Annotated in this window: 16 protein-coding genes; 13 read left to right on the forward strand and 3 right to left on the reverse strand. The window is 41.0% G+C overall.

The annotated features are described in order from the left end of the window. Nucleotides 1-9: 9 nt before the first annotated feature. The 9 genes from DW862_RS09785 to DW862_RS09825 all read left to right on the forward strand — a co-directional run bounded on the left by DW862_RS09785 (nt 10) and on the right by DW862_RS09825 (nt 15,167). Entirely contained in the window at nt 10-3,576 is a 3,567-nt protein-coding gene (locus DW862_RS09785) for a SusC/RagA family TonB-linked outer membrane protein (RefSeq protein WP_165861904.1), read from the forward strand. Nucleotides 3,577-3,595: 19 nt separating this feature from the next. Beyond that, nucleotides 3,596-5,140, forward strand: a complete 1,545-nt coding sequence (locus tag DW862_RS09790) for a RagB/SusD family nutrient uptake outer membrane protein (protein WP_004315454.1) — start codon at nt 3,596-3,598, stop codon at nt 5,138-5,140. A gap of 31 nt (nt 5,141-5,171) precedes the next feature. Beyond that, complete coding sequence (locus DW862_RS09795) at nt 5,172-6,185, forward strand: hypothetical protein (protein ID WP_004315453.1); 1,014 nt, start codon at nt 5,172-5,174, stop codon at nt 6,183-6,185. Between the two features lie 32 nt (nt 6,186-6,217). After that, nucleotides 6,218-7,222 (forward strand): TlpA disulfide reductase family protein, encoded by a 1,005-nt coding sequence (locus DW862_RS09800; RefSeq protein WP_032811708.1) that lies wholly within the window; start codon nt 6,218-6,220, stop codon nt 7,220-7,222. A 31-nt stretch (nt 7,223-7,253) separates the two neighbouring features. Beyond that, a complete protein-coding gene (locus DW862_RS09805) occupies nt 7,254-8,960 on the forward strand; it encodes a S8 family serine peptidase (protein ID WP_120067974.1) in 1,707 nt (568 codons plus the stop codon). A gap of 10 nt (nt 8,961-8,970) precedes the next feature. Beyond that, nucleotides 8,971-10,110, forward strand: coding sequence for an aspartyl protease family protein (locus DW862_RS09810; RefSeq protein ID WP_120067976.1), 1,140 nt, complete (start codon nt 8,971-8,973; stop codon nt 10,108-10,110). 1 nt (nt 10,111) lies between these two features. Beyond that, nucleotides 10,112-11,272, forward strand: a complete 1,161-nt coding sequence (locus DW862_RS09815; protein ID WP_120067978.1) for an aspartyl protease family protein — start codon at nt 10,112-10,114, stop codon at nt 11,270-11,272. A gap of 20 nt (nt 11,273-11,292) precedes the next feature. Continuing rightward, on the forward strand, nt 11,293-12,582 hold the full coding sequence (locus DW862_RS09820) for a thioredoxin domain-containing protein (RefSeq protein ID WP_074707517.1): 1,290 nt from the start codon (nt 11,293-11,295) through the stop codon (nt 12,580-12,582). A gap of 155 nt (nt 12,583-12,737) precedes the next feature. Continuing rightward, entirely contained in the window at nt 12,738-15,167 is a 2,430-nt protein-coding gene (locus DW862_RS09825; RefSeq protein WP_120067980.1) for a glycoside hydrolase family 20 protein, read from the forward strand. Between the two features lie 195 nt (nt 15,168-15,362). On the opposite strand, the gene trxB is transcribed toward DW862_RS09825, so the two are convergent. Genes trxB through DW862_RS09840 form a run of 3 tightly spaced genes read right to left on the reverse strand, consistent with a single transcriptional unit; the run spans nt 15,363 to nt 19,509 of the window. Further along, nucleotides 15,363-16,313, reverse strand: coding sequence for a thioredoxin-disulfide reductase (gene trxB, locus DW862_RS09830; protein WP_004315443.1), 951 nt, complete (start codon nt 16,311-16,313; stop codon nt 15,363-15,365). Nucleotides 16,314-16,349: 36 nt separating this feature from the next. Beyond that, the gene (locus tag DW862_RS09835; protein ID WP_120067982.1) at nt 16,350-16,997 is read right to left on the reverse strand and encodes a LolA-like putative outer membrane lipoprotein chaperone; all 648 of its coding nucleotides are present in this window, start codon (nt 16,995-16,997) and stop codon (nt 16,350-16,352) included. 19 nt (nt 16,998-17,016) lie between these two features. Then, nucleotides 17,017-19,509 (reverse strand): DNA translocase FtsK, encoded by a 2,493-nt coding sequence (locus tag DW862_RS09840; RefSeq protein ID WP_117810822.1) that lies wholly within the window; start codon nt 19,507-19,509, stop codon nt 17,017-17,019. Nucleotides 19,510-19,635: 126 nt separating this feature from the next. Here DW862_RS09840 and DW862_RS09845 point away from each other — a divergent pair, with 126 nt between their 5' ends. The 4 genes from DW862_RS09845 to DW862_RS09865 all read left to right on the forward strand — a co-directional run bounded on the left by DW862_RS09845 (nt 19,636) and on the right by DW862_RS09865 (nt 24,037). Further along, complete coding sequence (locus DW862_RS09845) at nt 19,636-20,301, forward strand: DUF5063 domain-containing protein (RefSeq protein ID WP_117810819.1); 666 nt, start codon at nt 19,636-19,638, stop codon at nt 20,299-20,301. Between the two features lie 8 nt (nt 20,302-20,309). Next, on the forward strand, nt 20,310-20,978 hold the full coding sequence (locus DW862_RS09850; protein WP_117810816.1) for a 3'-5' exonuclease: 669 nt from the start codon (nt 20,310-20,312) through the stop codon (nt 20,976-20,978). A gap of 105 nt (nt 20,979-21,083) precedes the next feature. Then, a complete protein-coding gene (locus DW862_RS09855; RefSeq protein WP_049702001.1) occupies nt 21,084-22,262 on the forward strand; it encodes a class I SAM-dependent rRNA methyltransferase in 1,179 nt (392 codons plus the stop codon). A 524-nt stretch (nt 22,263-22,786) separates the two neighbouring features. After that, a complete protein-coding gene (locus tag DW862_RS09865; RefSeq protein ID WP_008020916.1) occupies nt 22,787-24,037 on the forward strand; it encodes a nucleoside permease in 1,251 nt (416 codons plus the stop codon). Nucleotides 24,038-24,039: the final 2 nt, after the last annotated feature.

Below are 24,039 nucleotides of genomic sequence, written 5' to 3' on the forward strand. Positions count from 1 at the left end.
TAACGCATTATGAAAAAACGAACACAATCCTCCTCAAAGGGAGTATCTTATGTAAGCAGAAATTTCGTTAAGTTCTGCCTTTTATGGATATTCTCCCTTTCTTCACTTATGATTCAAGCACAAGACAATCAGCGAATCTCCGTTGATCTGAGAGGCGAAAGCCTGGAATCTACGCTTTGGTATTTGCAAAACCGTACAAAATTCATCTTTATGTACGCAACAGAAGATATCGCTAACATAACCGATATCAGCGTAAGGGCAAAAAACAAAACGATCACCGAAATTCTGGATGAATGTCTGGAAGGAACTAACCTGACTTATGAAGTATCAGGCACTGCCATCGTTATTAAGAAAAGAAAGACTAATAAAATCACGATTAGTGGATGGATACGTGATGCAAGCGGTGAAGCACTTCCCGGAGCTACAGTCACTGTCCGAGGTTCAAAACATGGAGCTATCGCCGGACTAGACGGACATTACACTTTTAATATTCCTGCGCAAGAAGGGTTAATATTAACTTATTCATTCATCGGAATGGAGAAAAAGACTGTAAGATATACAGGAAAGAAAACGATTAATGTCACTCTAAACAGTTCCAGTACTGAAATTGACGAAGTGGTCGTAACCGGTTATCAGAATATTCAACGCCGTGACCTAGTAGGTTCTATTACCACAGTAAAAGCAAAAGATATTTTAATGCCTTCATATACCACTATTGACCAAATGTTGCAAGGACGTGTGGCAGGTATGATTGTCACCAATACAAGTAGTCGTGTAGGTACTGCCCCGAAAATTCAAATCCGTGGTACCAGTACCTTACTGGGTAATCAAGACCCACTTTGGGTAGTCGACGGCATCATTCAGGAAGACCCCCTGGAATTGAATGCATCTTCTCTCATGACAGAGGACTTGAAAAACATTATCGGTAATCAGATTTCTTGGTTAAATCCTGCTGATATCGAAAGCATTAGTATTTTAAAAGATGCTTCTGCGACCGCTATTTATGGTTCAAAAGCATCGAATGGTGTTATTGAGATCACAACCAAAAAGAATACGACTGATCGTCTAAGCGTCAATTACACATCTAACTTTGTAATGGGCACGCGTCCCAACTATGGACAGTTTAATTACATGAACTCCAAAGAAAGAGTACTATTCTCACAAGAAGCGTTTAACTGGGGAACACCTTATGGCGCAGAACCAATCAAACAAATATATACTTATGAGGGATTATTGAATATGTATCTATCGCACGATATATCTTCTGAAGAATTTCTGGCACAACGCAATGTTCTGGAAACACAAAATACAGATTGGTTCAAACTACTAACCCGCCGTTCTTTTAGCCATAACCATAATATAAGTGTTTCCGGCGGAACAAATAAATACAGTTATGCAGCTTCTATGGGATATTCCAATAGCGAAGGGCAGGAAATAGGAAACGACAGTGAACGTATGACCGGACGCGTTGCCATCACCATACGCCCGGTACAAAAACTAACGATTAATGCAACGATCAACGGTAGCGTAAGTACGAATAACGGTTTTGCCGGAGGAGTCAATCCTATGGGGTATGCTACCACTACCAATCGTTCTATAGACCCTGATGCTTACTATCAAATGAAAGCCTCATACCCATACAATAGCGGAGTCAAATCATTATCATACAATTTCGTAAATGAACGGAATAATAGTGGTTCTAAATCAAAATCAAGTTTCATGTCAGCTTCACTGGACTTGAAATGGAATATTTTAGACTGGTTAACTTACCAATTTACTGGTGGATATTCAAATAATAACAGCACAAACGAAGCTTGGGAAACTGAACAAACGTTTTATATTGCTGAAACATATCGTGGTTATGATTTCAACTCTGTCTCACCAAACAGTAAAGAGTTTGGAGCAGCCTTACTCCCATTCGGAGGCGAATTATTCACAAATAACGCACAGCAGTACTCTTACAACATCCAAAATAAGCTGCAATTCAGTAAAGCCTTTAATAATGAGAACCGAATTAATGCTTTAGTAGGTATGGAATTACGTTCTTCCACTAATAAAGGTGTCAGCAATACGGTATGGGGATATGCCCCAGATAGAGGAGAAGTCATAACATTACCAACCACTCCACAAGCTTTTACACCTATTACAGGTTCTAAAGACGAAGGATGGGGGCTTTTAAAAAAGATATATGATGGTGGATGGAGAAAAGTCAATACTACAGACAATTATCTTTCCGTATTCGCCACATTGGCATATTCACTCAAAAACCGATATGTTGTTAATGCAAATATACGTAATGATGCATCCAACCGTTTCGGTCAGGATGCTAATCACCGTATTGATCCTACCTATTCATTCGGTTTCTCCTGGAGAGCTTCAGAAGAGGACTTCATGAAGAAATATGTAAAATGGATAACAACCTTAAACTTCCGCGGCACCTATGGTATTCAAGGAAATGCAGTAACGCGCATTAGTCCGGATTTGATTTTAAATCAGGGGAAAGTGGCTAATCTATACAATAGATATCAGTCTACCATCTCCCAAATCCCAAATCCGAATCTATCATGGGAACGTACCAAATCATGGAATTTCGGTGTAGACCTGGAATTATTCAGTATGTTTTATATGAATCTGGAATATTATACAAGACGCTCCAATGCCATTGTTGAACTGGAATTACCTTATGAATATGGAATAACATCCATGAAACGAAACGGTGGTATTATCCACAACAGAGGTATCGAATACACATTAACTTTTACCCCGATACAGAAACGGGACTATGCATTAAGTGTCAGTTTGAATGCTTCCAAGAACTGGAATGAAGGCGGACATACAGACATTGATGTCAATGCAGCTTCCTTCTTAAGTGGACGTTCAGATATTGTACTAAAAGAAGGATATCCGCTCAGCAGTTTCTGGTCATACTCGTTTGCAGGATTAGACGGAAAAACCGGTGAAGCTTTATTCAATCTTTTGGATATTCCGGAAGAAGAACGTGGCAGACAAATAGATCCGACTACTTATCTGGTATATTCTGGTCAGAAAGAGCCTTATTTCACCGGTGGATTGAGCTTAAGTTTCCGCTATAAATCATTAACTTTAAACACCAGTTTTTCACTTTTGCTCGGCAACAAGAAGCGTCTGCCATCACCATACAACCAATTCGCTAGTTCTTATTATATGCCGGATCCATATACAAATATAAACCGCGATTTACTGAACCGTTGGAAAGAACCGGGAGACGAAGCCCATACAATCATTCCTTCTTTACCCAAAGCAGGAATGGCCTATATAGAATTGCCCAACAATGAGAGTGTTTATAGCATTCCATTATGGGAACAATCTGACGCTATGGTGGTCAGTGGTTCTTTCTTACGCTGCCGTAACATCGGCCTATCCTGGCAAATGAAACGTGAGTGGTGCGAAAAAATATATATGAAAAATCTATCACTTAACTTTAACATGGATAACATCTTTGTTATCGCCAGCAAACGTTTCAACGGTTTCGACCCGGAAGTTAGCAACAGTGTACTTCCACGGAATTATTCATTAGGTATTAACATTGGTTTCTAAAAAAATAAAAAGATAGACAATGAAAAGAATTATATATATACTAACAGGAATAGTCTTACTATCACTATCCTCTTGCTCAGATTTTCTAGAGCCTAAATCTCAAAGTGAGTACGTTCCCAAAGATGCAAATGCTTTGCAAGAAATGTTAATCGGTTCTGCTTATCCCAAACAGGATAAAAGCAATTTCCTACTACCCTTTCTTAGCTTCTTAGACGATGACATTCAGTTCCACAAAACTGATTATGAATTTAGCATCAACTCTCTAAAAAATATAGAAGCCAAACAAGCTGTTTATACATGGCAACCGGATATGTTTTTCATTATGGAAAGAAATGGTTATCCTCTTCAGAATATCTGGGAAGGATACTATAACTATATCTTAGGCGCAAATGCAGCTCTTGATTATATCGGTGACGTAAATGGTACGGAGGCTGAAAAAAATTATGTAATAGCCCAATCCCTCGGATTAAGAGCTTTCTATTATTTTATGTTAGTCAATCATTTTGGAGCACCATACAACTATAACAAACAGGCTTTAGGAGTTCCACTCAAACTAGACAGCAACCTGCTACCTGAAGACCAACTATTAATGACACGAAACACCGTTGAGGAAGTATACAACCAAATTGTGGACGATCTGAATGAAGCTGAACGTTTATTCCTTACTTTAAGCAAAGATAAACAATATGAACCGAATTATCTGGTTAGCCTTCCAATGATACAATTGCTGAAGTCCCGCGTCTTTCTCTATATGGAAAACTGGAAAGATGCAGCCATATACGCCAACAAAGTAATAAAAGACTGGTCCTTCGCTTTAGTAGACTTAAATAACCTCCCTTCTCCAACAGTGGCAGAGCCTTATTACAATTTTACATCTTTAAAATCATCTGAGGTTATTTGGTTATATGGAAGCGTTTCAGACTTAACTGTATTCAATGATGAGTCGGTAGAGTATGAGGAAGAAGGTTACTTCGGTAATACCACCACCTATTACCGAGAAGCTTTTATCGCTTCTGATAACTTGATTGAAAGCTTTGAAGATGGAGATTTAAGAAAAGAAAAGTATATAGCAAAAGAGTTCAATAAAGATGATAAAGTTTTCTATGAAGACTCTTATACTACTTTCGGCAAATACAAACTTTCAGCTACAGGTGAACCTAGTGGTTCGGAAAACTTTGCTTTATCCTTCAGACTAGGTGAGGCTTATTTAAATCTAGCAGAAGCAGCTGCCCATAATAATGACGAGAGTACAGCACTATCTGCTTTAAAAACCTTACTGGCTAAACGTTATGAACCCGACAAATTTGTTGAGCCTACCGGATTAACAGGTGATGCGCTCAAAACTTTCATCAAAAATGAAAGAAGAAAAGAACTTTGTTTTGAAGGGCAACGATGGTTTGATCTCCGACGCTACGGAATGCCACAAATTATTCATAGATGGGGAGAACAGGTATATACATTAAAACAGAATGATCCTTCCTATACCATGCCTATACCAGACGCCGTCTTAATTAAAAATAAAAAACTGGAGCAGAATCCTTTAGCTCCAAAACGCGAAAGTTAATAGTATATATCTTATGAATTAAACAAAAGAAATGAATATGAAAAAAATATATATATTATGGGGATTACTTGCTTGTATGGCATTATTCACCTCATGTTATGAAGAAGACACACTGACTCCTACAGAAGGAGGCATTGAATTACGCTTTAAAGTACCTCAAGGAAATAATAGTTGGGACGATGACATCGCCCAAATATACGAAGACTATAATGTATATCTTATTTATAAAGATCTGCAAAGGGCTGATTTTAATCGCAGCTGGACAGGCATATCATATGGTAGTGGCTACGAAGGCCAAGGCTGTGTAAACGACGAAATGACCAATTACTATGTCGAATTTATGAAAAAGCATATCTTTGCATACTTGAATCCGCCGATCACATCTAAAGTTCTGCCTATGTATTGGTATTTGGGATACAATGTCTATAGCAAAAGCGTATTAGAAGTTGGAGGCGTAATCCTAGCAAGCTGGATTGTACCCATACACGAAAATTACGATGGGCTGGATTATTGGTGCACTTGTATGTTTGGAGAAGACAATCCCAGCGATCCTTATTTAATCCCCACAGACAGAGCACTCCTTGACAGACGCCGGAAAATGATATTGGCTCCCGTATTGGAAAAAGCAGTAAAAGCCGGAAACATCATTATACCTGAAGAATTTGAAGTGGGATTCGACCATGTCACTAATCTGATAGCAGGCTTGGGAATGGAAGATGACCCAAACTATTATCTTACCAGAGGATATCCGGGAAGTGTAAACACGTATGTATTCAATAGTATCAGCGAACCAGCCAACAACTCTTATCCTCCAACCAATGAAGAGACTTTTATAGGATATATGCATCTTTCCATGTACTATAACCAAGCACGACTAGCAGAGGTATATCCGGCTGATAAATATCCTTTTCTCACCGAAAAGTTTGCTTTCGTACAGAAATATTTAAAAGATAAATATCAGATCGATCTGGAAGCAATAGCCAACGGACCGGAAGACTGGGATTTACCTTTACCTCCAATACCGGAGACTCCAGATGAAGAATAACAACTCTGATAATGAACTATAAACTCATAATAATGACAAAAGTAAAAAATCTATTATTAACCATATTACTCTTATGCGGTACCACTGTATGGGGAAATAACGGGCTAAGAATATCAGGAAGAATAAAAGTATTAAAGCCAACGACTTTACAAATAAAAGATATGAATGAAGGCGTTGTATTAAGCTGCATCATCGGTACTAATAACACATTCAGTACCGATGAAATAAACATCATTCCTGATGTCTACAAACTCTATTTAGGAGAAACCGAACAGAATATTTATCTGGAAAATAACCCGGTAACAATCAATGGCTACTTCGACGAAAAGAACCCTGAACAAAGTTCGCTTTCATTCACTGGCATCGATCCGTTTCTGACTTTACAAAACTATATGCCAGCAGAAAAAGACCCGGATATAGCAACGATTTCCACTTCCGTCAAAGGAAAACTAACTCCCTCCATGGCATCTGCATTAGCCTATCTGGCAGATGTAAATGATTACCAATCCAACAAAATGCTATTGGACATGATACCGGAACAAGACAGAAAGTCTTTATCTGCCAAATGGCTGGTAAACAGGGTAGAAATCCTCTCCCACCAAATCATTGGTGCAGAATGTCCCGACTTTACTTTCACAGATGCCAACGGAAAAAACGTAAGTCTGAAAGACTTCCGTGGGAAAATTGTCGTACTTGACTTCTGTGCCTCCTGGTGTGGTCCTTGTCGTAAAGAGATGCGTAGTATGCTAACCATATACAATGAATTGAAGGCTGACGATCTGGAATTCATCAGTGTCTCGCTGGATGACAGCGAAGCAAAATGGAGAAAAATGCTGGATGAAGAAAAATTGCCGTGGGTGATGCTATGGGATAAGGCAGGATTCCCTAAAAACAGCAAGACTCCAAGTGCTATCCAGACTGCTTACGGCTTCTACTCCATCCCTTTCCTTGTAGTCATTGACAAAGAAGGCAAACTTGCTGCACGCAACGTTCGGGGTGAACAAGTACGCGAAGCCATTTTAAAAATAAGACAATAAACAAACTATATAAATTATAACTCTTTTGACAATGAAGAAACTTATATTTCCAATCGTATGCTGTTTCATCAGCGTTACTGTATCAGCCCAGTTAATCAAACCAAAGGCAGAAACACAAAAAAAACAATCCGAACTGGACTGGTTTAACTGTTCTTTCAACCAGGACAGTGTATACGGAGCTGAAGTAAACAAAGCTTATGATTACTTGAAAGCCAACAAAAAGAAAGCAAAGAAAAGACCGGTTGTTGCACTGATCGGAACCGGAATGGACGTAGAACACGAAGACCTGAAACACGCAATCTGGATCAACCCAAAAGAAAAGTCAAACCAGAAAGATGATGATAAAAACGGGTTTGTTGACGACATCAATGGCTGGAACTTCATCGGTGGTAAAGACGGCCAAATAATGGAAGCTTTGACACGCGAAGGAGAACGTGAATTCTTCCGTCTCAAAGATAAATACGCTGATTATATCTTTGACGGAAAAAAGTATTATAAAATAGTCAATGGAAAACGCCAAGAAGTCCCCGCACCGGAAAACATAGAAGAATATAATTACTATCGCTATAAAGTCATGCCGGAATCAAGAATCGGTGGAGCTTACGGCGGTCTTCAACTATCTTATGTTATAGAAGAATATGTTGAAAAGTTCGATAAAGACATGAAAAAACGTTTTCCCGGAAAAGAGCTGACCGTTGAGGACTTCCAAAGTTGTTATGATCCCAAAGCTGAAAGAGACAGTCTTTCTGAAGTCGCTTTTGTATTTACTGCCTACTATTTCAGCATCTATAATACGGATAAATGGGAACCTGTTTATCAGAATATGGGAAAGAAAAGTGTAGAAACAGGTAAAGCGTCTTATGAAGAGGCTTTAAAGAGATACGGAAGTGATAATCGAAAAGAAATTGTAGGTGATAATCCTCTGGATATTAACGATACGCATTATGGTAATAATGTACTGTTGACATCTGATGCGGCAACAGGCGTAATGAAGGCCGGTGTTATCGCAGCTAAGCGTGACAATGGTATCGGAAGTAACGGTATTGCAGACAATGCAAAAATCATGACCTTACGCATCCACCCGGGAGAAGGAGAACCATACCTGAAAGATATGGCATTGGCCATCCGTTATGCAGTAAACCACGGTGCAGATGTAATCGTATTACCGGAACAAAACTCCATATATCCGAAAGAGCAGAAACAATGGGTGTCAGAGGCGTTGAAAGAGGCAGAGAAGAAAGGGGCATTAGTTATAGTTCCGGTTTGGGATCTATCAGTAGATATGGATAAAGATGAATTCTTTCCCAACCGTAAGATGAATAAAGAAGGAGAACTTACTAATTTTATGGTAGTTGCTTCCTCAGACAAGAATGGAAATCCGGTATTGAATACTAATTACGGTGCAACTACTCTTGATATCTATGCTCCGGGAACAGACATTTATTCATCTTATATGGGTGATACCTATCAAAAAGGAAGCGGAGAAGGAATGGCTTCGGCCACCTTAGCTGGCGTAGCTGCTTTGGTAAAATCTTATTTTCCTAAACTGACCGGCTCTCAAATCCGTGACATATTATTAAAAAGCGCCACTTCACGCAAAGGTGTAGAAGTAGAAAAAGGAATCCGCGTGGACGATAGACCTTCACAGGATTTATTCCTTTTTGATGACCTATGTATTTCCGGAGGTATCGTAAATGCTTATCAAGCAATCTTGGAAGCAGAAAAAGTCAGCAAATAAAGATTAATCTATGAGATATACTCGTCTAATAGGAACCGTCATTGCCTTTTGCATGGCGGTCCCTTTATTCGCCCAACAATATAAAGCAACTATACCTTATCGGATAGTAGGCGAAAAAATGGTTATCGAAATGAAAGTGAACGGCAATGCACGCCCTTTTATCTTTGATACCGGAGGGCGCACCGCACTTACCACTAAAGCCTGTCAAGCACTACAAATAACAGCAACAGACTCTATGAAGGTGACAGATGTGAACAACGTGGAAAGCTATTACAAAACTACGCGAATAGAAAATCTGACAACTCCCGATGATGTTATTAACTTTAAAAATGCCCCGTCGCTAATCATCAATGAAGTAAAAGGCTGGGAATGTTTTGGAGTAGATGGCATCATCGGCAGCGATTTATTTGCAAATACTATTGTCAACATTGATTCGCAAGCTAAAAATATCATAGTCACATCTGCAGAAAAGCCTTCCACAGTATCTTTACGGAAAATGCTGAATTTCACGAAAGGAGGTGGTATGCCGATTATCAATATACAGATAGCTCCAGTCAGCAACATTACTGTATTATTTGACACAGGAAGTCCCAGTCTGTTATCTCTTATTGAAAGTGATTTCGAGAGAATTAAACCGGAGGCATCTATGGAAGTCGTTTCTGAAGGATATGGGGAAGGAAGTATCGGTGTAGCCGGACAAGCAGACAAAGCTTCTTCTTATAGAGTACATATTCCTTTATTATCAGTAGGAGCCACTAAATTTCGCAACCTGACGACCCATACAGACAAACACCCTTATACATTACTAGGTGTAAAGTTATTACAATACGGGAAAGTGACTATCGACTATCCACGTGGAAGATTCTATTTTGAAGCTTTCCAACCGGATAATGAAATCAACAATCAATGCAACAACTTCGATTTGACGGTCAAAGACGGAGACTTATATGTATCTACCGTCTGGAGTAGCACGAAAGGTAAGATAGAAGTAGGAGACAAAGTGATTAAGATTAATGGCAAACCTGCTAAGAAATATGACTTCTGCGAAAGTATTCTGAACGGAATACCGGAATTGAAAGAGAAAAAACAGACGAAGCTAACGATTGAGACTGCTTCCGGAATAAAAAATATTATCTACAAAAAAGAATGACATGAAAAGAATAGGAATACTGACCGTCTTATGGCTGCTATTATTTCTAAACTGCGGACAAGAAATGGTAGCGCAAATCCAGAATAAGGTTTGCGATACCATTCCTTATGAATTCATTCAGGAGAAAATCATTATACCCGTTACTGTTAATGGTGTAAATGTAAAATACATCGTCGATACAGGAGGAAGAACCGGGACTATGTATGACGCCGCAACTGAAATGAAAGCTACTGCCGCAGGATATATGCGCATTTCCGATGTGAATGCACAAGGCTCCAACTATCAGGAAGCCCACGTACAAAATGTTTCCATCGGAAAGAACTACAAAATCAAACAGTTGAAAACGATGGTACTACCTAAGAATCCATTCTTCACAGACCTGGGAGTTGTCGGAATTCTTGGAGGAGATGCCTTTGCACAGTCGGTAGTAACATTCGATTCCCGTTCTAAAATAATGGTAATCAACTATCCTTATCGTCCCGAAAAGTTAAAGGTTACAGATGGAATTCCGCTGTTAGATGAAACTGAACATCATTCCATTGTCAACGTTCGCTTAGGAAACAATGATTTAAAAGTTCTATTCGACACAGGTGCAGGAGGCTTTCTGCTTTATTGTACGGAAGATTACAACAGGTTGGCTGACATTTCGCAAGTTACCAATCATGGATATGGTATCGTAGCTGCCGGAATAACAGGGTTGGGCAAGCCGGTAGATATTAAAAAAGTATCTGTACCTTCCATCAATATCATGGGAAAAGAATTCACAAACGTAGGTAGTACAACAACTGTCATGAATGGAACTATCATCGGGGTGGATCTACTGAAATATGGTAAAGTAATTATTGATTATATGCGGAGACGTTTTTACTTCCTCCCATTTGAAGAAGGAAAAATCGACATGGGTGGTGCTCCCGCTCTTTGGAACGTAAGCATATTACCGCGCAACGAAAGATTCGAAATTACAACTATATGGGATAGCATGAAAGATGCAGTTGCTTTCGGCGACGAAGTGATTAATATCAACGGAACTTCTCTTAAAGATTGCCCCATGAGCCAGATGGCCGTAGAAGAAATTATGAATGCTATACCTGGTGATACCGGCTATATTATCATCAAAAAATATAATCAAGAGAAAAGAATTGAAATCAGGAAAGAGAAATAAACTTTAAACAGAAAGAATATATGAAACGAATAATAACTAAAATGTATCTCTGTTTGCTTGCATTTTGTATTACAGGAGGCATCAGTGCACAAACACAAAACAGTATGACAGAGGTCATTCCATTCAAAACTATTGATGGAAAAATTATCGTGGAAGCCACTATAAATGGTGAAGCAGCTGACTTTGTCCTTGATTTATCGGGACATAACGCTCTACTTCCTGAAGCTCTCAAAAAGTTACACATCAATACAGAAAAGAGAGGAACTTTTAGTTCTTACCAAGATTTTGTATTTAAACAGGTACCTGTTGGAAAGGTATATGAAATGGGAACAGTAGCTATTGGTAAAAATACATTTGCAAACGATCTTCCGGCTTTCACATTAGAAGACGAACCTTATCTACGCAAGCTAGGGGTTATGGGTGTATTAAGTGGTGCTGTTTTCCGCACTTCTGTATTAACCATTGACATGCAACGGAAGAAAATTACGATTACACAGCCCTACCGCCCTTCTTATATGAAACTTAACTATCGGGAAAATTTCAACCTGATAACGGGATTAGGAGTAGTATGCCCGATAAACATCCAGGGAAAGCCGATATCTCTTGTCCTGGATACATGGAGTGAAGGATTGGTGAATCTTACTGAAGCAGATTTCAATACATGGAACACACAATATACCAAAGGAAGTAACCAAAAAGTCTCCAATGGATATAAAGAAACAAGGAAAGAAGAGGAAAGCCTCATCCTACCTGAAACGATGTTTGTAAAAACAAAGATTGAAGATGCCATAGCAGTGAAAAACCCATTCTTGAAACGTTCCGTATTAGGCAAAAAGATACTGGACTACGGAATTATATCTATTGACTATATTCATCAGAAAATTTACTTTCAACCATTCGATATGGTTCCTATACCGGAAGCGGAAGCTAAAGTGACGGAAACCAAAGTTGAAGATGGTAAATTGAATCCAATTACCCGCCAGTTCTTCCTCGAACACATTTTCGACTACCGAAAAGGAAATGATTTCATCTATAATGGAGACAAACCGATAGTTATCGATTTTTGGGCTACATGGTGCGGTCCATGTATGCGTCTACTTCCGGAAATGGAGAAACTAGCTGAAAAATATAAAGGAAAAGTTATATTCTATAAGGTAAATGCTGATAAAGAAAAAGATTTATGTAGCCATTTTAGTGTACAGGCATTACCTACGTTATTCTTCATCCCGGTAGGCGGCAAACCGATAATCGAGGTTGGTGCTACGCCGGAAAAGTATGTGCAAATCATTGAAGAACAACTTCTGAAATAAAACATCTCTCTTAATATATAACTATGTAAATCTAAAACTTTAGCTCAGAGCCGGAATCCTTCCGGCTTTTTTATTTCCATATCATTGGAACTTATCATTAAAACAAGTACATTTGCCCTATCAAATCTATTTATAACTTAACACACATTTTGACCATGAAGAAAAGTATTTCTCTTCTTCTTTTGTCTCTGCTTATGATTGCCCCCAGTTGCCAAAAGACAAAAGAAGCGGTGAACGAGTACAACATCGTTCCCAAACCCAATCAAATTCTCCCACAGGAAGGACGTTTTGAACTAAACAGCAAAGTCAGTCTGGTAATTCCTGCCAATGCTCCGGAAGTTAAAGGTATTGCCGACAGCCTGGCCGAACGTTTAAAACAGACAGCAGGAATCTCGTTGAAAGAGGCAGAAAGTGCAGATGGAAAATCAGCAATCTGCTTTGTTGTACAAGAAGGTATGCCGAAGGAAGGATATAAATTATCCGTTACTCCCAGTCTCATCACGCTTACCGCTTCTCAACCGAACGGGTTCTTCTACGGCGTACAGACACTTTATCAGTTACTCCCTCCGGCGGTTTACGGAAACCAGTTGGATAAGAAAGCAAACTGGTCGGTTCCTGCTGTAGAAATAGAAGATTCGCCCCGTTTTGTTCACCGCGGACTGATGCTGGATGTTTGCCGCCATTATGTACCGATTGACTATATTTACAAGTTTATCGACTTGCTGGCAATGAACAAGATGAATGTTTTCCATTGGCATTTGACAGACGATCAGGGATGGAGAATCGAAATCAAGAAATATCCTAAATTGACAGAAATCGGTTCTAAACGTGAAAAGACATTGGTAGACTATTACTATGTAAATTATCCGCAAGTATTCGACGGAAAAGAACACGGAGGGTATTACACACAGGAACAAATCAAAGATGTAGTAGCTTATGCTGCAAGTAAATATATCAACGTTGTTCCCGAAATAGAAATGCCGGGACATGCGTTGGCTGCACTGGCTGCCTATCCGGAACTGTCATGTGATTCTACACAGACTTATAAAGTATCTCCTACATGGGGTGTATTCGAACAGGTATTCTGTCCGAGTGAAACAACTTTCAAATTCTTTGAAGGAGTGATGGATGAAGTAATTGAATTATTCCCTAGCGAATACATTCACATCGGTGGCGACGAATGTCCCAAGACAGCATGGAAGAACAGTGCTTTCTGCCAGCAGCTAATCCGCCAGTTAGGACTGAAGGATGATACGACTCCCAGCAAGACGGACGGAATAAAGCATAGTAAAGAAGATAAGTTGCAGAGCTATTTTGTAACCCGCATGGAGAAATATCTGAATGGCAAAGGCAGGAACATCATTGGTTGGGATGAAATTCTCGAAGGTGGTCTGGCTCCAAATGCGACTGTTATGTCATGGCGTGGTGTAGAAGGAGGAATGAACGCTGCCAAAGCCGGACATAATGCAATCATGACTCCGAACCCTTATGTATATCTGGACTACTACCAGGAAGAACCGGAAATTGCCCCGACTACTATCGGCGGATACAACACACTGAAAAAAACATATAGTTACAACCCTGTCCCGGATGATGCAGACGAGCTTGCCAAGAAGCATATCATCGGAATACAAGGCAATATATGGAGAGAATATATGCAGACTTCCGAACGTACAGACTATCAGGCCTTCCCGCGTGCAATGGCTATTGCCGAAACGGCCTGGACACAAAACGCAAACAAAGACTGGAAGAATTTCTGCGAACGAATGGTAACTGAATTTGAACGTTTGGAAGTAATGAACACCAAACCTTGTCTCAACTTCTTTGACGTAAACGTAAATACGCACGCGGATGAAAACGCTCCTTTAATGGTAATGCTGGAAAGTTTCTATCCGAATGCAGAAATACGATATACTACGGATGGCAGTGAACCAAACAAAGCATCCACTCTGTACGAAAAGCCTTTCGCTCTGGAAGGAAATATCGACCTGAAAGCTGTTGCTTTCAAAGACGGAAAGATGTTAGGGAAAGTAGCTCACAAACCATTGTATGGTAATTTATTAACAGGAAAGCCCTATACTGTTAATTATAAGATGGGATGGACAGGCGATATATTTGATGAAAACGATGTATTAGGAGCTGACAAGACAACCTTCGGACTGACCAACGGTAAACGAGGTAATAACGCTTCTTATACTCCGTGGTGCAGCTTCGGCATTGTTGAAGGTAAAGACTTGGAATTTATCGTTAATTTGGATAAGCCGACACAAATCAGCAAAATAATTTTCGGCTCTTTATTCAATCCGGCTATGAGAATTCTTCCTGCAGGAGGAGTTGCCGTAGAAGTATCAGCAGATGGCAAACAATACACTCCGGTAGCTGAAAAAGCCTTGAAACACGATTATCCGGAAACAGGACGAATTGCATTCACTGATTCCATTGAATTTGAGCCAACACAGGCTACCTTCCTGAAAGTTAAGATTAAGAATGGCGGCACACTGCGCAATGGAGTTAACTTTGAAAAGAACAATGGTCCGGAAGTTATTCCTGCCGAATTATGGATTGATGAAATAGAAGCTTATTAAACAAAGCTAACTATATTTTATGCGGATTTCACAGTGCTGACCCAACAGCACGTGGAATCCGCATCATTTATTCCGGACCTGAATAACAAAACGGTGAACGCTAGTTTAATACTAATGTTCACCGTTTTATTTATAATCAATCACACCCCAAAAGGCATAATTATCATTCATTCGTTTACACCGAAGATATATTTATCACACAAGCCCTTTGGAAGAAAGGTAACGTTCTGCCTCCAAGGCAGCCTTACATCCACTTCCCGCGGCTGTAATAGCCTGACGATAATGCGGATCGGCCACATCTCCTGCTGCAAAAACTCCGGGCACTTTCGTACGAGGACTATCACCGTCTGTAATAATATAACCTACTTCGTCCGTATCGATATACTCTTTAAATATTTCAGTATTCGGTTGATGTCCGATAGCCAGGAAGAAACCGTCGATAGGTAAACTATAACGTTCTTCATCCGGTTCACCCCAACGTTTCACCAGGTTTACACCCTCTACGCCATTGTCACCAAACAAACCAACTGCATTGTGTTCAAAAAGAACTTCAATCTTCTCGTGGTTCATGACACGTTCCTGCATAATCTTCGATGCACGCAGGAAAGGTTTACGGACAATCAGATATACCTTGGATGCAAGACCGGCAAGATAAACCGCTTCTTCACAAGCAGTATCACCTCCACCAACTACAGCAACCACTTTCTTACGATAGAAAAATCCGTCACAAGTAGCACAAGCGCTTACACCCATTCCGGCATATTTCTTTTCATCCTCCAGTCCCAGATATTTAGCAGTTGCCCCGGTAGCAATAATCAATGATTCCGTTTCAATCACTTTATCACCGTCAATTGTTATTTTATAAGGAGCTTTGCTTAAATCTGCTGCCGTAGCGATACCAAAACGAATATCTGTTCCGAAACGGCTCGCCTGTGCACGCAAATCTTCCATCAACTGCGGGCCACTGATACCTTCCGGATAACCGGGAAAGTTTTCTACATCTGTCGTAGTAGTCAACTGGCCGCCCGGCTGCAATCCTTCATATAGTACCGGACATAAATTTGCACGTCCTGCGTAAATCGCTGCCGTATATCCGGCAGGTCCTGAACCTATAATCAGGCATTTCACTTTTTCTATTTCTGCCATTTTAATTTATCTTTATTGTTTTGTTATAAAAACATGTTATCTCAAATCTATCACCTCTGCATTGGGATATTGTTTTTTATCAAAAGTAAAAACACGATCCATATAATTCTGCCCGGTCTGATAACTTGTAACGGTTATCTCATTACGTGTCTGCTGTCCACGCTGCTGAAGCAAAATATATAGAGGTTCATAAGTGTCCTTCGTCACAAAAAGAGTGATACGTTCCAACTCCTGTTTCTGATCCCTGGCAGTCAGAACGACTTCCCAAACAGCTTTTCCATGAAACGTTTTGGTTGTCCCCAACTTATAAGAGAATCCTTTCTGATACATATACAGAAAGGTATACGGATTTATCTGCTGTAACTCTTCCTGCGTCGGATTACTGACATTCACTTCATCATTCTTTGTCACATAACTCCATTGCGTTTTTCCGTCAAACCAAGTGATGATATCAGATGTTTTCAGTACGAATTTCTCTCCTTTCAACCGAATTGTTCCGTTTTCAGCACCTTCTACCAAGCCGTTTGCCACAGCCTTTACAGTAAAATCAGCCTTCACGCCACCAGCTTTACGAAACGCCTCTGCCGTTTTGTCAAGAATGACTTTGGCCTGGGACTGCTGTTGTTGAGCAATCACAGGCAAAGACAGTAAAGCTATTAAAACACTAAAAATGTACTTTCTCATTTGATTAATAAACGAACTGTTACTGTAAATTGTTCAATCGCATTTCAAGATCATTATCGTCAATACACAATACGTCACGCGCCTTACTACCTTGCGTAGGCCCAACAATTCCGGCTTTCTCCAATTGATCCATTATACGGCCGGCACGATTATAGCCAATCGCAAATTTACGCTGAATCAATGAAGTGGAACCTTGCTGATGAATAACAACCAACCGGGCTGCATCTTCAAACAACGGATCGAGACGTCCCATATCAATATCCCCTACTTCACTATTACTATCTTCACTCACATATTCGGGCAAGAAGAACGGAGTAGGATAACCTTGCTGACGGGCAATGAATTTTGTAATCTCTTCTACTTCCGGCGTATCGATAAAGGCACACTGTACACGTACCGGATCAGCTCCCTGCAAGAAGAGCATATCTCCCTTACCAATCAGACGGTTAGCACCCGGACGGTCAAGAATAGTACGAGAGTCCATCATGGCAGATACACGGAAAGCGATACGCGCCGGGAAGTTGGCTTTAATCGTACCCGTAATGATATTGGTAGTCGGACGCTGTGTAGCAATAATCATGTGAATACCGACAGCACGTGCCAACTGCGCAATACGGGCAATCGGAAGTTCCACTTCCTTACCGGCAGTCATAATCAAATCTCCGAACTCGTCAATAACCACTACGATATACGGCATAAACTTATGCCCCTTTTCCGGATTCAGACGACGGTTGATAAACTTCTCATTATATTCTCTTACATTACGTACATGCGCCATCTTCAGCAGGTCATAACGGGTATCCATCTCTACACAAACAGAGTTCAGGGTTTGCACAACCTTCGTTACGTCTGTAATAATCGGTTCGCCTCCATCAGGAAGTTTGGCCAGGAAATGATTTTCAATCACCGAATAGATGCTGAATTCTACTTTCTTCGGGTCGACCAGTACAAATTTCAATTCTGCCGGATGCTTCTTATATAATAAGGAAGTAATAATAGCATTCAAACCTACTGACTTACCCTGACCGGTTGCACCCGCCACCAATACGTGCGGCATCTTGCAAAGGTCGAACATAAAGACTTCATTCGTGATGGTCTTGCCCAATACAATAGGCAGATCATATTTGGATTCCTGGAATTTCTTACTTCCGATCACACTTTGTCCGGAAACGATCTTCGGATTCTTGTTCGGCACTTCAATACCGATTGTTCCTTTACCCGGTATCGGAGCGATGATACGGATACCGTCAGCAGAAAGGCTTAATGCAATATCATCCTCCAAACCACGGATTTTAGAAATACGTACTCCTTGCTCCGGAGTGATTTCGTATAGAGTTACCGTAGGTCCTACCGTTGCTTTAATCGTACTGATTTCGATTCCGAAACTGCGCAATGTATTGATGATACGATCTTTGTTTGCATTTTGTTCGTCCATGTCAATCGTCGGATCATCATTTTCGAAATGCTTCATCAGGTCGATAGTCGGGAAGCGGTAGTTTTCCAAATCCTTAGTAGGATTATAAGGTTCGAGTTCCGGTCCCTCATATTCTTCTTCAGAAGCAGCAGGTTCTACTTCAAACCCGGGTTCCGCCTCTTCCAAAGGTTCGTCCTGCACAGCGGGAACAGGGTTGGAAACAGTCGGTTCAAACACCATCGTCACTCCTTCACTTTCATCAGACAAAGGAGACTCTTCCGGCTCCGGCTGGTTGACCGGGAATTCATCTTCGGGTTCTTCAGCCTGTATATCCATCACAGGTGCCGGAGGAGGTGTCTGTTTATACGTCCGTTTCAAATTGAACTCCACTTCCTGCGGTTGGGAAGTCGTGAATTCCTGATCGCCTTCCCCTTCCGGGATGACTTCTTCCTTCTCTTTCTTTTCGCGTTTTAGGAAGCTCAACGCAAAAAGTTTACGCAACCAAATAACAGTACGCGCACTTATATATATAAAGAAACAGATAGCAGTTATCAACAGGATCATCCATACACCAGGTACTCCTACTTGTGAGATTAACCAACGACTGACATTGTATCCATGCATACCGCCCAGATAAATGAAAGAATCCTGATAATGATCCATAAAAGCAAATCCGAAGAATACGGAGAACCAGACTAATAAGAGCGTGCAACCAATAAACCACTTCCACAAGCGGACCACACGTACACGCATCAACTTCAATCCTGCCACTGCCAGAAAAACAAGTATAAAGAAAGAGGAAATGCCGAAACAGTCGTTTATCAGATAGCTTGCCAACTGCGCTCCACGTGAACCGGCATAATTCTTCACCTGATTATTAACAGCCGCCAAATCCGCCGAACTACCGCTATCAATAATACTTTGATCGGCAGCCCCCGTAAAGAAGAAGGAAGAAAAAGCCAACAACAGGTAAACGGAAAAGATGACCAGCATCAATCCAATCACAAAATGAACAGTTTCATTCTTACATACAGCCACAATTTTACTGGGGGAAGAGGGAGTGCTTTCTGCCTCCTTATCTAATTTCTTCTTTGCCATGAGTCTTTTATTCTATTTTTATAAAACTGGAATGAGATTCTAAGCTGCAAAAATAATAAAAAAATAACGAGCACTACGCTCATTCAATCCTTTTTCTTACCTTTGCGTTTCAAATCAATATAGATCATGGAAAAAGAAAGCCAAACGATATTTGATAAGAACGTAATTGAGTTCGTTACAGTAGCCGCCGAATTTTGTGCATTTCTCGAACGTGCCGAACGCATGAAGCGCAGTACTTTCGTTGACACATCATTAAAAATACTCCCCCTGCTCTATCTCAAAGCATCTATGCTACCCAAATGTGAGACGATTGGGGACGAGGCACCCGAAACGTATGTCACAGAAGAGATTTACGAAATTCTGCGTATCAATCTTTCAGGATTGATGGGTGACAAGGATGATTATCTGGACGTATTCGTGCAAGATATGGTTTATAGCGACCAACCTATCAAAAAATCAATATCGGAAGATCTGGCTGACATTTATCAGGATATTAAAGATTTCATATTTGTCTTCCAACTGGGACTGAACGAAACAATGAATGATTCATTGGCTATCTGCCAGGAAAACTTCGGTACACTGTGGGGACAGAAACTAGTAAACACGCTACGCGCCCTTCATGACGTGAAATACAACCAAGAACAGGAGGAGGAGGAGGAAGAGAACGGTAATGAAGAAGGATTTTACGAACCAAGCGACGACAACGATTGTTGTGAAGAAGAAGGCTGTCATTGCCACGACGATGATTGCCACTGTCACGAAGACGGTTGCCATTGCCACGATGATGAATAAAAATAGAAATGATTGTAAGAAGAACCATAGATAAAGATGAACTAAAAGAACTCCCGAAAACTGTTTTTCCGGGACGAATTTACGTTATCCAGTCGGAAGCTGAAACGGAAAGAGCAGTAGCTTACCTCCAATCCAGATCTGTGATAGGCATTGACAGTGAAACGCGTCCTTCCTTTACCAAAGGACAATCGCACAAAGTAGCACTCCTCCAGATTTCTTCTGAAGAATGTTGTTTCCTATTCCGGCTCAACATGACGGGATTGACCCAGCCATTGGTTGACTTATTAGAGAACCCGGCTGTAATCAAAGTGGGCCTTTCACTGAAAGATGACTTTATGATGCTGCACAAACGCGCACCTTTCGCTCAACAAAGCTGTATCGAGTTGCAGGACTATGTGCGCCAATTCGGTATACAGGACAAAAGTCTGCAAAAGATTTATGCCATCTTATTCAAAGAAAAAATATCCAAATCACAGCGCTTGTCCAACTGGGAAGCTGATGTATTGAGCGACGGGCAGAAACAATATGCCGCCACGGATGCATGGGCTTGCCTCAACATCTATAATCTGTTGCAAGAGCTGAAACAGACAGGAGATTGGGAAATAGCTGCTCTCCCACCTGCTCCCAAGGAAAGGGAAGAAGTCACTACCGATCCTATAAGCAACCAGCAGTCATAGACGATAAATGATAAGTGATAAATAATAAAATAAGTAATTAATAACCAATAACAAAACTATCTCAATCCTCCTCTCCCTGGGAGAGGGTTAGGGAAAGGCTATATTATGCATAAAGTATATCTCAAACCCGGTAAAGAAGATTCTCTCAAGAGATTCCACCCCTGGATTTTTTCCGGTGCTATCGCCCGTTTTGACGGAGAGCCCGATGAAGGTGAAGTTGTAGAAGTATACACCTCCAAAAAAGAATTTATTGCCGAAGGACATTTCCAGATCGGAAGTATTGCTGTGCGCGTACTGTCTTTCCATCAGGAACCTATCGATCACGGTTTTTGGAAACGCAAACTGGAAATAGCATACGATATGCGTCGCAGTATCGGCATCGCCACCAATCCGACCAACAACACTTACCGGCTCGTTCATGGTGAAGGAGACAATCTCCCCGGACTGGTTATTGACGTTTATGCCAAAACTGCAGTCATGCAGGCACACTCTGCAGGAATGCACGTAGACCGCATGACAATTGCCGAAGCTTTATCCGAAGTAATGGGCGACAAGATCGAGAATATCTATTATAAATCAGAAACAACTCTTCCTTTTAAAGCAGATCTTTTCCCCGAAAACGGTTTTCTGAAAGGAGGAAGCAGTGATAATATCGCGCAAGAATATGGTTTGCAGTTCCATGTAGACTGGCTGAAAGGTCAAAAGACCGGATTCTTTGTAGACCAGCGCGAAAATCGTTCTTTACTGGAACGTTATGCCAAAGACCGCTCGGTACTGAATATGTTCTGCTATACCGGCGGATTCTCATTCTATGCCATGCGCGGAGGTGCAAAGCTCGTCCACTCTGTCGACAGCTCTGCCAAAGCGATTGATCTGACTAATAAAAATGTAGAACTGAACTTCCCCGGTGATTCCCGCCACGAGGCTTTTGCCGAGGACGCTTTCAAATATCTCGACCGCATGGGCGACCAGTATGATTTAATCATTCTCGACCCGCCCGCATTTGCCAAACACAAAGACGCCCTGCGAAATGCTTTACAAGGTTATCGCAAACTGAATGCCAAAGCATTCGAGAAAATCAAACCGGGCGGCATCCTGTTTACTTTCTCTTGTTCGCAAGTAGTAAGCAAGGACAATTTCCGTACTGCCGTGTTTACCGCAGCAGCCATGTCAGGCCGTAGTGTACGCATCCTGCATCAACTGACTCAACCCGCCGACCATCCGGTAAACATCTACCATCCTGAAGGAGAATACCTGAAAGGCCTGGTACTTTATGTAGAATAACCGGATTCACCACGGATTACACGGATTAACACAGATTTTTATCACAAAGTCATGCAGGAGTTCCACAGGGTGGCACAGGGCTTCACGAAGTCCTTTTCCTTTTCTAAGGTGAGAACAGAGAATCCGGATATGATGATTGGTTAATAAAAATCCGTGTTAATCCGTGTAATCTGTGGTGAAACAGAAGGGCAGTAACAGAAAAATGGAGGATTCAAAGTTAATTAGAGTTAACAAATAGAAGATTTTCGAGAAAACATTATGTTGTATAACATAAACTATCTATCTTTGCACTGTGTTTTTCATGGTATTAGATTTAAGGTTAACAAAGATTGGCTGTCTGGGATAGATAGCCTTCTTTTTTTTATACCCCCTTCATTTGTTTTTTCACGACCAAATCTCTTCTTTTCTTCGCATTTATGCCATTTTTATCCCCTTTTTATCAAATTACTTGTCCACCTATTCAACGAAAATATTATATTTGCAAGGTTTATGAACATGAAGAGAAACACAAATTAAAAAAAGTCATGAGTATAAAAGTTCGTTTGATTATTATGAACTTCCTGCAATTCTTTGTATGGGGGTCCTGGTTAATATCACTAGGTGGCTATATGGGAAGAGAACTTCATTTCGAAGGAGGACAGATCGGAGCCATTTTCGCCACTATGGGGATTGCCTCTTTGGTAATGCCGGGTATTATTGGTATCATTGCCGATAAATGGTTTAATGCAGAACGTTTATACGGGCTTTGCCATATCGCAGGAGCCGGATGCCTCTTCTACGCTTCTACCGCAACAGGATACGACCAGATGTATTGGGCTATGCTACTCAACTTGTTGGTATACATGCCCACGCTATCCCTCGCTAACACTGTATCGTACAATGCACTGGAACAATATAAATGTGACCTGATTAAAGACTTCCCTCCCATCCGTGTATGGGGAACGATCGGTTTTATCTGTGCCATGTGGGCGGTCGACCTTACCGGGTTTAAGAATTCAAGTGCACAACTTTATGTAGGTGGTGCTTCCGCGTTACTGCTCGGGCTTTATTCTTTCACCCTTCCCGCTTGCCGACCGGCTAAATCAGAAAACAAATCATGGCTCTCCGCTTTCGGTCTGGATGCGCTGGTGTTATTCAAGAAAAAGAAGATGGCTATTTTCTTCCTTTTCTCCATGCTTTTAGGTGCGGCATTGCAGATTACAAATACTTACGGTGATCTTTTCTTAAGTAGCTTTGCCAGCATCCCCGAATATGCAGAATCATTCGGAGTGAAACATTCGGTAATCCTGCTGTCCATCTCGCAGATGTCGGAAACACTGTTTATTCTTGCCATACCTTTCTTCCTGCGTCATTTCGGAATCAAGCAAGTCATGCTAATCAGCATGTTTGCCTGGGTGTTCCGGTTTGGGCTGTTCGGCTTTGGAGATCCGGGATCGGGACTATGGATGCTGATCCTTTCCATGATCGTTTATGGTATGGCCTTTGATTTCTTCAACATTTCCGGTTCATTGTTTGTTGAACAAGAAGCCAATTCCTCCATCCGTGCCAGTGCACAGGGGTTGTTCTTTATGATGACCAACGGACTGGGAGCCATCATTGGCGGATATGCCAGCGGTGCGGTAGTTGATGCATTCTCTGTGTATGCTGACGGCAGACTGGTGAGTCGCGAATGGATGGATATCTGGCTGATATTCGCAGCATACGCGCTGGTGATCGGCATCCTGTTTGCCTTGGTATTCAAGTACAAACACCAGCAGGAGAGTAAAACAAATTAAGT

Source organism: Bacteroides sp. AM37-9 (assembly GCF_003603455.1).
Taxonomy (GTDB): Bacteria; Bacteroidota; Bacteroidia; order Bacteroidales; family Bacteroidaceae; genus Bacteroides; species Bacteroides xylanisolvens.

Excerpts from the sequence above, each read along its gene's own strand:
- DW862_RS09785 (WP_165861904.1), top strand. The coding sequence starts at position 10 with ATGAAAAAACGAACACAATCCTCCTCAAAGGGAGTATCTTATGTAAGC.
- DW862_RS09790 (WP_004315454.1), top strand. The coding sequence starts at position 3,596 with ATGAAAAGAATTATATATATACTAACAGGAATAGTCTTACTATCACTA.
- DW862_RS09795 (WP_004315453.1), top strand. The coding sequence starts at position 5,172 with ATGAATATGAAAAAAATATATATATTATGGGGATTACTTGCTTGTATG.
- DW862_RS09800 (WP_032811708.1), top strand. The coding sequence starts at position 6,218 with ATGACAAAAGTAAAAAATCTATTATTAACCATATTACTCTTATGCGGT.
- DW862_RS09805 (WP_120067974.1), top strand. The coding sequence starts at position 7,254 with ATGAAGAAACTTATATTTCCAATCGTATGCTGTTTCATCAGCGTTACT.
- DW862_RS09810 (WP_120067976.1), top strand. The coding sequence starts at position 8,971 with ATGAGATATACTCGTCTAATAGGAACCGTCATTGCCTTTTGCATGGCG.
- DW862_RS09815 (WP_120067978.1), top strand. The coding sequence starts at position 10,112 with ATGAAAAGAATAGGAATACTGACCGTCTTATGGCTGCTATTATTTCTA.
- DW862_RS09820 (WP_074707517.1), top strand. The coding sequence starts at position 11,293 with ATGAAACGAATAATAACTAAAATGTATCTCTGTTTGCTTGCATTTTGT.
- DW862_RS09825 (WP_120067980.1), top strand. The coding sequence starts at position 12,738 with ATGAAGAAAAGTATTTCTCTTCTTCTTTTGTCTCTGCTTATGATTGCC.
- trxB (WP_004315443.1), bottom strand. The coding sequence starts at position 16,313 with ATGGCAGAAATAGAAAAAGTGAAATGCCTGATTATAGGTTCAGGACCT.
- DW862_RS09835 (WP_120067982.1), bottom strand. The coding sequence starts at position 16,997 with ATGAGAAAGTACATTTTTAGTGTTTTAATAGCTTTACTGTCTTTGCCT.
- DW862_RS09840 (WP_117810822.1), bottom strand. The coding sequence starts at position 19,509 with ATGGCAAAGAAGAAATTAGATAAGGAGGCAGAAAGCACTCCCTCTTCC.
- DW862_RS09845 (WP_117810819.1), top strand. The coding sequence starts at position 19,636 with ATGGAAAAAGAAAGCCAAACGATATTTGATAAGAACGTAATTGAGTTC.
- DW862_RS09850 (WP_117810816.1), top strand. The coding sequence starts at position 20,310 with ATGATTGTAAGAAGAACCATAGATAAAGATGAACTAAAAGAACTCCCG.
- DW862_RS09855 (WP_049702001.1), top strand. The coding sequence starts at position 21,084 with ATGCATAAAGTATATCTCAAACCCGGTAAAGAAGATTCTCTCAAGAGA.
- DW862_RS09865 (WP_008020916.1), top strand. The coding sequence starts at position 22,787 with ATGAGTATAAAAGTTCGTTTGATTATTATGAACTTCCTGCAATTCTTT.